We start from the raw sequence: 11862 nt of genomic DNA, 5'->3' as shown, positions 1-11862 counted from the left end.
GCCCCCTATATCATCTTTGATTCATCGACAATTTCGATGCTGTCTAATTTTTGTTTTACTTGTGCTTTAAATTGCTCTAAATATAACTTTCTATATTTTTCTCTTTCAAGCTTCTCTTCAGCTGTTAGCTCTCTTTTTTTTGCTTGATTAGAAAAATAATTAACCATCTCTATAATATCTTTCATTTCCATATTGTTCCTCCAAACTACATAACTATATAGTCTTATTAAACTTTTAGAGTAATTATACCGCTTATTTAATATTTTGTCAATTTGCTTGTATTGGTAAAAAGAATATTTTTCTTGTATTAATTTTATATAAAAATTGTTATAATCTAAATACATTTTATTAAAGGAGTTGAAATTTTAATGAATTATTTCCAACCAAACCCAATAACAGATTTCAAAGCTACAATTGATATTCCAGGTTCGAAATCGATAACTAATAGAGCCCTTATTCTTTCAGCTCTTTCAGGAAAGACAATAATTTTAAAAAATATTCTCTTAAGTGATGATACAAAGTATATGATTGATGCTTTAAGAGCCTTAAATAATACTATTGAAATTGATGAGATAAATAAAACACTTAAAATTATAGGAAATAAAAATCCAAAATATGATAATTTAAGTTTATATATTGGAAATGCAGGAACTGCAATGAGATTTTTAAGTTCTTATTTAGCTACTGGAGAAGGAACTGCTACTTTATACGGTAATGATCGTATGAATCAAAGACCAATTAAAGATTTAGTTGATTCTTTAGTTCAATTAGGAATTAATGTTGAATATTTAAGTAATCATGGCTATCCTCCAATTCGTATAACTTCTAAAGGAGTTTTTGCAAGTTATGTTGAAATTGATGGAAGTAAAAGTAGTCAATATATATCATCAATTCTTATGGCTGCTCCTAATTTCAAGAATCCTATAGAAATTGAATTAAGTGGAAGAGTTGTATCAAAACCATATATAGATATGACTCTAGCTATGATGAATGATTTTGGAGTTAACTTTAATTACAATAATAACTCAGTGCATATATCTCCACAGGAGTATAATATAGATGAGTACTTAATTGAAGGTGATATGTCCTCAGCTTCCTACTTTTTAGCTATGGCTTTAATTAGTAATTCCACTATTACATTAAATAATTTTTTCAAAAATAGTATACAGGGAGATTCTAAATTTCTGAATATTTTAGAAAAAATTGGATTAAAAATATTAAATTTTAATGATACTACTATTACTGTAAAAGGGGTTCCAACATATAAAGGAATTGAGTTAAGTATGAATGATATTCCTGATGTAGCTCAAACTTTAGCTGTCGTTGGACTTTTTGCAACTTCTCCAACTAAAGTATGGGATGTTGAGAATATGAGAATAAAAGAAACCGATCGGATATCTGCCTTAAAAAATGAAATCTTAAAAATTCATGGTGATTTTATAGAATTTACTGATGGCTTCTTAATTACTCCAAAACCTTTAGAAAATTACCAAGGTAATTTTTTAAAAACTTATGATGACCATCGAATGGCTATGTCCCTCTCTTTAATTGGATTGAGAGTTCCAGGTATAAAAATTTTAGATCCCAATTGTGTTTCTAAAACATTCCCTAATTTTTTTAAAGAATTTAGTAAAATTTATAAGGAGGAGTGATGATCAAAAAAAGTTTTTTATTATTTCTTTTAATTTTCGTCAATATATTTTCAAGTAATATTTCTCACTCTCCAGAAGATATTGAAATTGAAAAATTAAAGCAAGAAATAAAACTTCTTCAAAATAAAATAAAAAAACTTGAAAATAAAAAAATTGAAAAGTTTAAAGAAGAAGAAAAACAGCCTAAAATTGGACTTGTATTAAGTGGCGGTGGTGCAAAAGGATTTGCTCATATAGGTGTTCTTAAAGTTTTAGAAGCAAATAATATTAAGGTTGATTATATTACAGGAACAAGTATGGGAGCTCTTATTGGTGCTCTGTACTCTGCTGGATATACTCCAAATCAAATTGAAAAGTTAGTTTTAGATATCAATTGGCAAGAAACCTTTAATGATAGTCCAAATATTACTGATATTTCCATTGATCAAAGATCAATGATGAAAAATTATAATCTTTCTTTAAAATACGATAACTCTTTAAATTTTGCGTTACCAAAAGGTATTAGAAATACTCAAAAAATATATCTTACTTTAAAAAATCTTCTTTGGAATGTAGAGCAAACAAGGGATTTTAAAAAATTACCTATTCCTCTTGAGATTATTGCAACTGATTTAAATACAGGAAAAGCCAAAGCTTTTAATAGTGGTGATTTAGCTCAAGTTATCACTGCTAGTATATCTATTCCCACAATTTTTGATCCTGTAAAAATTGGAGATAATTACTATGTTGATGGTCTTTTATCTAGAAATTTCCCTGTGGAAGATGCATTTAATTTAGGAGCTGATATTGTTATTGGTGTTGATGTAGGAACTTCTCTTCAAAAAAAAGAAGATTATGATATTTTAAGTGTTGCCGATCAAATTGTTGCTATTCAAAGTACTAGTTCTACCAAAAAACAAAGAGACTTAGCAACAATACTTATTGATCCTGATATCTCAAACTTTAAAACAACTGATTTTAGTAATTTTAAAGAGATTGAAGCTTTAGGAGAAGCTGCTGCAAAAAAACAACTTCAAAAGATATTAGCTTTTGGACCTAAACCCAACAAAAGAAAGAGCTCTCTTCAATATAAAAATAACTTTGTTTTAGAAAATATTGATGTGATAACTGAAACAAAAAATAATAATCATAAAGAAATTATAGAATCACTCTTCAAAGATTCTATAGGAACTAATATAAATCCAGATACTCTTGAAAAATTAATGTTAAAAACATATAGTTTAAATTTTGTTAATAAGATTTATTATTCTTTTAAAAATAACACTTTAAAGCTTCAAGTGGAAGAAAATCCTACTAATATAGTTGGTCTTGGTGTAGATTATCAAACTGATTATGGAACTACTTTCTCCATTGGAACTGATATTAGTTCTTTTGGTAAAATAGGTAGCTTATCAACTATCGAAGCTACTTTTGGTGATTATCTTGGTCTAGATTTAAAAAACTTTTCGTATTATGGTGTTTCTAATAAGGTTGGTATTTTAAGTAGTATTAGTTATGAAGAAAATCCATTTTTTATATATCACAATAAAAATAAAATTGGTAGTTATAAAAGTCAAGTTACAAAATTAGAAGGAGCTTTCGTTACACAATATTCTAATTTATTTTTATTCTCATACGGTGCTTCTTTAAACTATGCTAGTTTAGATCCTGAAATAAAAAATATTTTTGATTCATCAATACAATACTCCAAAAGTTATGGGGATATTTTCTTTAATATTAACTGGGATAAAACAAATTCTATAGCTTTTCCAACTAAAGGTTTTAAAGGTGAAGTTTCTCAAAGATGGGGAGGTAATCTAGGAAAAGATAATTTAAATTTTTTATCTACTAATTATCTATCTTCAAATTATCTACCTATAACTGAAACAACAAGCTTAACTGCCAAATTTTTTGGTGGAAACATTGCTGGAGATGATATTCTTCCTGATAAATATATAAAACTTGGTGGTTTGTCTGATGACTTATCTCATAATACTTTTGCTTTTAGTGGCTATTATTTCCAAGAAAAATATTTATCCTCTCTTTTTGGAGTAAGTCTTGGAATTCAACAAAAACTTATCGAGAATTTATACATTGGAGCTAATTGGGATTTTGCAACATATAAATTTGCTAACGAAGTTTTTAATGATGATAAAAACTCACTTCTTTGGAAGGATTATTCTCAGGGAGCTGGAATAACTCTTAGTTATTTAAGTCTAATTGGTCCTGTTAAATTTAATATTTCTAAAGCTCAAGAATCTCATGATTTTCTTTTCCAATTTAGCTTCGGATATAAGTTTGATTAAAAAAACACCCTAAATAATTAGGGTGTTTTTTGCTCCATTTTTTTGAGCTAATTTTTCCAATTCTTCTAATTCAATACTAGTTGGAGAGAATAAATTACTCTTCATCTCTTCCCTTACTCCAAAATGTCTATATTTTATTATCTTATATCTAATATCTTTATTGAATATAGCTTTAGCTACATTTTCAACAGTTAATCTATTATTTAACCTATTTGCAACTATAACACTTCTTACTTCAAATAGCTTTCCTATATCTCTTAAAAAATATAAATTTTTTATAACTGGATTAACCTCTTTTTCTGTTAAAAGTAAATGCTCGCTATTATCCCAAGCTTTTACATCTAACATAAAAAAATCTGTATTTTCTACTAACTCTTTATATTCAATATCATCTAAATTTAAACTTCCATTTGTATCCACAAAACAAGTTAAATTAGGCCATTTCTTTTTTACTTCAGAAAAAAGTTTAGCTACAAATTTATACTGTAACGTACTTTCTCCTCCACTTACTGTTATTCCTTTTATAAAAGCTTTTACTTTACTAATTTCAACCAATAAGTCTTCAACTGTATAATCATTTACTTTAGGAGAAGAATCAAATCCACAAATCTTTGTACATTGGTCACACTCACAACATAAATTTTTCTTCCAAATTATTTTAGAATTAGACACTTCTAAAGCTTTTGTTGGACAAGTTTCAACACACTTATAACACTCTTTACAAATATTTATTGTCTCTGGATTGTGGCAATACTCACAATTAAAATTACATCCTTGAAAAAATATAGCCATTCTATTTCCAGGACCATCAACATTAGAAAATTTTATAATTTTATTTATTTTTGCCTTCAATTCCATATTACTCACTTCTCAATTTTCTTCCTAAAGCTTTAGCATTATCTCTAGCACCTTTTCCTAAAATAGTTGTATCTCTTAATACTTGCTCACCTTTATCTAACTTTTCAATCTCTGATTTTTTTACAAGATATCCTGTTACTCTAACTACATCACAAGTATCACTATATAATGAAAAAAATCTCATTTCAGTTTCAAAAGCTCCTTTTATTATATCTAAGATAGCCTCTGGATTTGATTTATATGTCTCATCAAACACGAATATATCACCAATTCCACTTGGACAATATTGATGGAATGGAGCTGATTGAACTATATGATCAAATATCTCTGGTTCCTCTCCAACTGGAATTCTACATCCTGGGCTTTCATTTCTATCAGTATCTATTCCAACTTGTGAGTGTAATAAATGAGTATTTCCAAAGAACTCTCCAGCATACTTTGTCTTATGAGCTGCTATTAGTTTTGACATAGCTTCTACTATTTCAAGTCCTAATTTATTTGCTTTTTCTGAATATCCAAATCTATCTTGTTTTTCTGTTGCACCTAAAAGATTATTTACACATTCAGCTAATCCAACAAAACCAAATAATCCTGTAAATTTTTCCTTTTCTAAAAGTCCCTCTTTTATTAAGAAACTACTTTCATAAAATCCACTTTCTTCGATAATAAATTTAGATCTTTCATCTATATATTCTAACATTTCTTTTGACACTTCAGGTAAAACTCTTGCAAAAAAGTCCTCTTTTGAATTAGCTAGCTTTGATAGAGCTCCTAATCTTACTCTAACTAGAGTATTCGCTCCACCACCTACTTTTAATCCATTGTAGCAACTAACGATTCCGTATTCTCCTTTAAAATCTGCTCTAAAGATTTTATCATTAGCAAAACTTGGTTTAGCTGTTACTAATGCTGTTTTAATCGCTTCTACTGCAATTTTATCTGTTGTTTCTTCAGTATATTTTATTGTTAAATTTGGTGTTGGTAACTCTAGCTCTCTCATAGCTCTTAGTATTAATATTCCAGCCTTTGTTTCTTTCGGTCCAATATTAGCATGACAGAATGAGTCTGTTATTGTTGAATCTATATGTTTTAGAAATAATTTAATTGCTAAATATGCTTCTGCTTCATCTTTAATAAAAGGTTCTAATAAATAATCAATATTCCCTAAATAAACAGGCATTGTTGTTATAGATGGAACATGTTTATAAAGAATTAATAAACCATGTACAGCTTCCCATATATTTGTTGGTTTATCTAAGTTTAAAAACTTACTTCCTTGTTCCATAAATATATCATAATCTGGAACAATATATCTTGGTCTATAAGGAGCATTTCCCTCAAATAAATCACATATAATTCCATCTTCTATATATTTTTTTAAGGCTTCACTTTTATTTAAAACCTCTATACTCCCTTCTGCTAGTCTTGCTAGGGTCACAACTTTTTGTTCAAAAGTTATTTTCTGACTCTTTATTGTTTCTAATATCATTACTTTCTCCCTTTTAATTAAAATATAAATTTCACATATTATATTCAATTTCTACCACTTCTGTCAACTTTTATTATACTTTTTCAAAAAAATAACAACTTTTTTTTTGATTCTTTGAATCGAGTTATCTATTGCCTTTGGCTCCTTCTCTAACTTCTGAGCTATCTCTAAATATCCATATCCCTTTACCATAAATGTAAACACATCTTTTTCTAAACCACTTAGATTATCTTTTAAAAATTTTTTTAAAAGTTTCATTAACTCTTTTCCAATAACAATTTGTTCTGGAGTATAATATCTTAATGAGGGACTATTGTATCTTATTAAATCCTCTAATTCTGAATAACCCTCTCCTTGCATTGCACTATTTAAATTTTTATTTTTTTCAGAATTATAATTTTTTACTGCTGTTATAATTTGTCTCTTTATACAAAGAGATGCAAAAGTACTAAAACAAGCACTTCTATTTTCATCAAAAGATTTTATAGCTTTCATTAGTCCTATCATTCCCTCTTGGACTAAATCCTCTCTTTCTGCACCTTTCAAAAATAATGTTTTATTTCTTATGTATATAAGATTTCTATACTCTGTTACTATTTTTTCTATGGAGTCTATATCTCCTTGCTTAGCTAATAAAATATCCTCTTTGTTAATCATAGTACCCCCTTGTCCTAAAAATTAAACAATAATTTTCTACTAAATAGGTAATAATAACAAACTTCTCTTTCATACTTTATATACCTCTAATATTACAAAAAATCAATTTTTTATTTTAATTTATTAACCTTTATTTTTTCATTATTTTGAGGTACAATTATATCAATGAGATATTTTTCTAATTTATCTTAGAACACTTTATTTTTCAAGGAGGGGTCTATGAAAACAGATATACAAATTGCACAAGAAGCAAAACTATTAAAAATTTCTGAAATAGCTTCTAGGCTAAATATTACTGAGGATTATTATGATACTTACGGAAAATACAAAGCTAAACTTAATCTTTCTTTATTAGATGAACTTGCTAACAAAGAAGATGGGAAATTAGTTCTTGTTACGGCTATTACACCAACACCTGCAGGAGAAGGAAAATCTACTGTTACTGTTGGTTTAACACAAGCTTTAAATAAAATAGGTATTTCTTCAGTTGCAGCTCTTAGAGAACCGTCTTTAGGGCCTGTCTTTGGAATGAAGGGTGGAGCTACTGGTGGAGGTTATTCACAAGTTATACCAATGGAAGATATCAATTTACATTTTACTGGCGATTTCCACGCAATTGGAGTCGCTCATAATCTTGTTTCTGCTTGTATTGATAATCATATTACTCAAGGTAATTCTTTAGGTATTGATAATACTAAGATTACTTGGAAAAGAGTAGTTGATATGAATGATAGAAATCTTAGAAATATTGTTATTGGACTTGGAGGTAAAGCCAATGGGTATCCAAGACAAGATTCTTTTCAAATAACTGTTGCTTCTGAAATTATGGCAACACTTTGTCTTTCAAACTCTTTAAAAGAACTAAAAGAAAATATTGGTAAAATTGTTTTTGGTTACGATTATAATGATAAACCTCTTACAATAAATGATTTAAAAATTTCTGGTGCTGTTACAGCTCTTTTAAAAGAAGCTATAAAGCCAAATTTAGTACAAACTTTAGAAAATACTCCTGTTATAATCCATGGTGGCCCATTTGCTAATATCGCTCATGGATGTAATTCACTACTTGCTACAAAATTAGCTCTTAAGCTTTCAGACGTTGCTGTTACAGAAGCTGGATTTGCTGCTGACTTAGGTGCTGAAAAGTTTTTAGATATTAAATGTAGAAAAGGAGGTTTAAATCCTAATTGTGTTGTTATTGTTGCTACTGTTAGAGCATTAAAACATCACGGTGGTGCTAAAATTCTTAATGAAGAAAATTTAGATGCTTTAAAATTAGGTTTAGCTAACTTAGACAAGCATATTGAAAATATGAAAAAATTTAATTTACCAGTTGTTGTAGCAATTAATAAATTTGTTACTGATACTGATGCTGAAATTAGCTTAATTAAGTCTCACTGTGAAAGTTTAGACGCTCCAGTGGCTTTATGTGAAGTTTGGGCTAAAGGTGGTGAAGGTGGTGAAGAACTTGCCAAGCTAGTTCTTGAGAAATTAGAAGAAAATAATACTAAATATAAACCTCTATATAATCTAGATTTACCTATAAAAGATAAAATTTCAAAAATATGTACAGAGATTTATGGAGCAAATGGAGTTACGTTCTCTGGTGCTGCTAATAAAACAATAAAACAACTAGAAGAACTTGGATATGGATCACTTCCAATTTGTATGTCAAAAACTCAAAAATCAATCTCTGATAAAGCTAATCTTCTTGGAAGACCTAATAACTTTACAGTTGAAATTGATACTATCAAATTAGCTGCTGGTGCTGGTTTTATCATTGCTATGGCTGGTGGAATTATTGATATGCCAGGTTTACCAAAAGTTCCTGCTGCTGAACTTATTGATATTGACGAACATGGTGTTATAACTGGATTATTTTAAAAAATATTTTCCCTTACTTAAATACTAAGTAAGGGTTTTTTATTTTTATAAAATATAGTATAATATATTATAAAATTCTACTACATATGAGGAGTAAATATGAAGATTGGTAAACTTACTATTTCAGATTTAAAAGATTTAATTTTTAATAATATTAAAAATAACAATGATAAAATACTTTCTTTTGGAGAAATTGGTAGTGACTGTGCTGCTATTGAGGTTGGAGATAATATTGTTTATTTATCAACTGATCCAATTACAGGTAGTAATAGTGGTCTAGGTAAGTTGGCTATTAATATTAACTGTAATGATATTGCTACAGAGGGAATCCCTCCTATTGGAATTATGCTTACAATTTTAGCTCCTCCAGAAACAAAAAAGGAGGAAATTGCTGAAATTATGAGAGAAGCTCAGCAAGAAGCTGATAAGCTTGGTGTTTCTATAATTGGTGGACATACTGAAATTACCGCTGCGGTTAATAAAACGATAATATCTGCTACCTCAATTGGTATTGGGACAAAAGATAATTTTAAAAAAAGAGAGCACATTACTGCTGGTGATAGATTAATTATAACAAAAGGAGTTGGAATTGAAGGAACTGGCATTATTGCCTTTGAAAAAGAAAGTGAACTTCTCGATACTTTTTCTAAAGAGCTTGTTAATGATGCAAAAGCACTTTTAGATTTAACTAGTGTTGTAAAAGATGGTATTATTGCCAATAAATTCTCAAAAGGAATGCATGATGTGACTGAAGGTGGCCTTTTAGGTGCGCTTTGGGAGTCTAGCTGCTTTTATAATTTAGGCGTTGAAATTTCATATGAGAAAATATTTATACCTAAATGCACAAAAGAGATTTGTAATTATTTTAAAATTAACCCTTTAAAGCTTATATCAAGTGGAACTATGCTTATGGTAGTTGGAAAAAATAATGCTGTTCCTTTAATTGAAAAATTGAAAGAAAACAACATTCCCGCTTTCGATATTGGAGAGTTTACCACTTCTAAAGAAAAAGTTCTTGTTAAAAATGGTAAGAGGTTGGAAATTATGCCTCCTCAAAGTGATGAGTTATATAAAGTTATATAGTTAGGAGATGTTATATTGAATATAAAACAAAGAATTATTGGTTTATTAAGTGAATTTGAAAAAGGAAAATATTCAAATATTCTTTTAAATGAATACTTTTCAAAAAATAATTTAAGTAAAGGAGAGCGTGGTTTTATAACTGAAGTTTTCTATGGAGTCATTAGAAATGATATTTATTTAAATTACCAATTAGAAAAAAGAACTAAAGCTATTAAAAAAAATTGGATTAAAAATTTATTAAAAATCTCTATCTATCAAGCTACTTTTATGAATAGCGACGACAAAGGTATTGCATGGGAAGCAACTGAATTAACTAAAAATAAATTCGGAATACCCGTTAGTAAGTTTGTTAATGGAGTTATCAGAAGTTATTTAAGAGATAAAGAAGATGAAATAAAAAAATTAAAAGACGAGGATAAACTTGATATTTTATACTCTTATCCTAGATGGTTTTATGAGAAAATAAAAAAAGAGTATGGAGATTCTACTGAACAAGTTTTAATATCATTAAAAAAAGTTCCATACATGAGTATTAGAGTAAATACTTTAAAATACTCTGAAAAAGAGTTTGAAACTCTTTTAAAAGAGTTAAAAATTGACATTATTAAAAAAGTTGATACTATTTATTATGTTGATTCAGGAGTTATATTACATACACCTGAATTTAAAGATGGAAAAATCATTGCTCAAGATGGCTCTTCATATTTAGCTGCAAAAATTCTAAATCCTTTACCTGGAGAAAAAGTTGTAGATACATGCAGTGCTCCTGGAAGTAAAACAGCGGTTTTAGGGGAACTTATGAATAATACTGGAGAAATTTTTGCTCTTGATATTCATCAGCATAAAATAAAAATAATAGAAGAAAACTTACATAAACTAGGACTTAGTAATGTAAAACCAATTAAATTAGATGCTCGTAAACTTAAAGAGCAGGGGCAAAAATTTGATAAAATTCTTGTAGATGCTCCATGTAGTGGATATGGTGTTCTTAGAAAAAAACCTGAAGCACTATATAATAAAAATATGAATAACGTTCATGAATTATCTACACTACAGTATGAAATCCTTGATTCTGCAGCTTTCTCATTAAAAGTTGGTGGAGAACTTGTATATAGTACTTGTACTATATTTTCTGAAGAAAATACAGATAATATCATTAAATTTTTAAATAATCATAAAAATTTCTCTGTTTTAAAATTTGACCTTCCTCAAAATGTAAACGGACATTTTGATTCAATTGGAGGTTTCTTAATTGATTATACTGAAGAAATTTTAGATAATTTTTATATTATTAAACTAAGAAAGGATTTTGAATAATGTTAGACGAATTAAAAGAAGCTAATGAATATGTTGTTAGCAAAATAGAGGAAAAGGATCCTTTAATCTTAGAGATGGAAGCCTTTGCAATTGAAAATAATGTACCTATTGTTACAAAAGAAGTTGCTAAATATCTTGAATTTTTAACTTCTAGTCACAATTTTAAAAATATACTTGAAATAGGAACTGCTATTGGATACTCTGGAACTATTATGGGAAGAGTTGCAAAAAAAAATGGTGGTAAATTAACAACTATCGAAATTGATGAAATTAGATATAATCAAGCTCTTGAAAACTTTAAGAAAGGAGAGCTTTTAAATTCAGTTAATCTGATTTTAGGAGATGGTGTTGAGGAAGTTAAAAAACTTAATGAAAAGTTTGACTTTATTTTTATAGATGCTTCTAAGGGACACTATATGGAATTTTTCACTGATTCTTTTGAGAGACTCGCTGATGATGGAATGATTTTTATTGATAATATAATGTTTAGAGGTTATCTTTATAAAGAATATCCAAAAAGATTTAAAACAATTGTAAGAAGACTTGATGAGTTTATAACTTATCTTTCTAAAAATCACAATTTCGTTTTACTTCCCTTTGGAGATGGAATTGGTCTTGTTCGTAAATAATTAATTAA

At 28.1% G+C, this 11862-nt stretch carries 10 protein-coding genes; 6 read left to right on the top strand and 4 right to left on the bottom strand.

The window, feature by feature from the left end; translation table 11 throughout:
- Positions 1–5: 5 nt before the first annotated feature.
- Positions 6–191 carry a DUF896 domain-containing protein gene (locus HMPREF0202_RS01415; protein WP_040406039.1) on the bottom strand — a complete coding sequence of 62 codons (186 nt, stop codon included), beginning with the start codon at positions 189–191 and terminating at the stop codon, positions 6–8.
- A 177-nt stretch (positions 192–368) separates the two neighbouring features.
- Between HMPREF0202_RS01415 and aroA the strand changes: the two genes are divergently transcribed.
- Together aroA and HMPREF0202_RS01405 are read left to right on the top strand one after the other, a co-directional pair.
- Entirely contained in the window at positions 369–1652 is a 1284-nt protein-coding gene (aroA, locus tag HMPREF0202_RS01410) for a 3-phosphoshikimate 1-carboxyvinyltransferase (protein ID WP_023049808.1), read from the top strand.
- The gene (locus HMPREF0202_RS01405) at positions 1652–3937 is read left to right on the top strand and encodes a patatin-like phospholipase family protein (RefSeq protein ID WP_023049807.1); all 2286 of its coding nucleotides are present in this window, start codon (positions 1652–1654) and stop codon (positions 3935–3937) included. Before aroA ends, HMPREF0202_RS01405 begins: the two co-directional genes overlap by 1 nt.
- 9 nt (positions 3938–3946) lie before the next feature.
- On the opposite strand, the gene HMPREF0202_RS01400 is transcribed toward HMPREF0202_RS01405, so the two are convergent.
- The 3 genes from HMPREF0202_RS01400 to HMPREF0202_RS01390 all read right to left on the bottom strand — a co-directional run bounded on the left by HMPREF0202_RS01400 (position 3947) and on the right by HMPREF0202_RS01390 (position 6941).
- Complete coding sequence (locus tag HMPREF0202_RS01400; RefSeq protein ID WP_040406052.1) at positions 3947–4795, bottom strand: YjjW family glycine radical enzyme activase; 849 nt, start codon at positions 4793–4795, stop codon at positions 3947–3949.
- A gap of 1 nt (position 4796) precedes the next feature.
- Positions 4797–6284 (bottom strand): YjjI family glycine radical enzyme, encoded by a 1488-nt coding sequence (locus HMPREF0202_RS01395; protein WP_023049805.1) that lies wholly within the window; start codon positions 6282–6284, stop codon positions 4797–4799.
- Between the two features lie 63 nt (positions 6285–6347).
- A complete protein-coding gene (locus HMPREF0202_RS01390) occupies positions 6348–6941 on the bottom strand; it encodes a sigma-70 family RNA polymerase sigma factor (RefSeq protein WP_023049804.1) in 594 nt (197 codons plus the stop codon).
- Between the two features lie 219 nt (positions 6942–7160).
- On the opposite strand from HMPREF0202_RS01390, the gene HMPREF0202_RS01385 reads away from it, so the two are divergent.
- The 4 genes from HMPREF0202_RS01385 (at position 7161) to HMPREF0202_RS01370 (ending at position 11854) form a co-directional block, all read left to right on the top strand.
- Positions 7161–8825 (top strand): formate--tetrahydrofolate ligase, encoded by a 1665-nt coding sequence (locus HMPREF0202_RS01385; protein ID WP_023049803.1) that lies wholly within the window; start codon positions 7161–7163, stop codon positions 8823–8825.
- 99 nt (positions 8826–8924) lie between these two features.
- Positions 8925–9908, top strand: coding sequence for an AIR synthase family protein (locus HMPREF0202_RS01380; RefSeq protein ID WP_023049802.1), 984 nt, complete (start codon positions 8925–8927; stop codon positions 9906–9908).
- Positions 9909–9923: 15 nt separating this feature from the next.
- Entirely contained in the window at positions 9924–11225 is a 1302-nt protein-coding gene (gene rsmB / locus HMPREF0202_RS01375; RefSeq protein ID WP_023049801.1) for a 16S rRNA (cytosine(967)-C(5))-methyltransferase RsmB, read from the top strand.
- Positions 11225–11854: an O-methyltransferase gene (locus tag HMPREF0202_RS01370; RefSeq protein ID WP_023049800.1), complete on the top strand. Its 630-nt coding sequence runs from the start codon at positions 11225–11227 to the stop codon at positions 11852–11854. The genes rsmB and HMPREF0202_RS01370 overlap by 1 nt, the downstream gene beginning before the upstream one ends.
- Positions 11855–11862 lie beyond the last annotated feature (8 nt).

Source organism: Cetobacterium somerae ATCC BAA-474 (assembly GCF_000479045.1).
Classification (GTDB): domain Bacteria; phylum Fusobacteriota; class Fusobacteriia; order Fusobacteriales; family Fusobacteriaceae; genus Cetobacterium_A; species Cetobacterium_A somerae.
This window is presented reverse-complemented; position numbering and strand designations above follow the sequence as displayed.

Bases quoted from the DNA above. Each gene is read 5' to 3' on its own strand.
- HMPREF0202_RS01400 (WP_040406052.1), bottom strand. From the start codon at position 4,795: ATGGAATTGAAGGCAAAAATAAATAAAATTATAAAATTTTCTAATGTT.
- HMPREF0202_RS01390 (WP_023049804.1), bottom strand. From the start codon at position 6,941: ATGATTAACAAAGAGGATATTTTATTAGCTAAGCAAGGAGATATAGAC.
- HMPREF0202_RS01395 (WP_023049805.1), bottom strand. From the start codon at position 6,284: ATGATATTAGAAACAATAAAGAGTCAGAAAATAACTTTTGAACAAAAA.
- aroA (WP_023049808.1), top strand. From the start codon at position 369: ATGAATTATTTCCAACCAAACCCAATAACAGATTTCAAAGCTACAATT.
- HMPREF0202_RS01415 (WP_040406039.1), bottom strand. From the start codon at position 191: ATGGAAATGAAAGATATTATAGAGATGGTTAATTATTTTTCTAATCAA.
- HMPREF0202_RS01385 (WP_023049803.1), top strand. From the start codon at position 7,161: ATGAAAACAGATATACAAATTGCACAAGAAGCAAAACTATTAAAAATT.
- HMPREF0202_RS01370 (WP_023049800.1), top strand. From the start codon at position 11,225: ATGTTAGACGAATTAAAAGAAGCTAATGAATATGTTGTTAGCAAAATA.
- HMPREF0202_RS01405 (WP_023049807.1), top strand. From the start codon at position 1,652: ATGATCAAAAAAAGTTTTTTATTATTTCTTTTAATTTTCGTCAATATA.
- HMPREF0202_RS01380 (WP_023049802.1), top strand. From the start codon at position 8,925: ATGAAGATTGGTAAACTTACTATTTCAGATTTAAAAGATTTAATTTTT.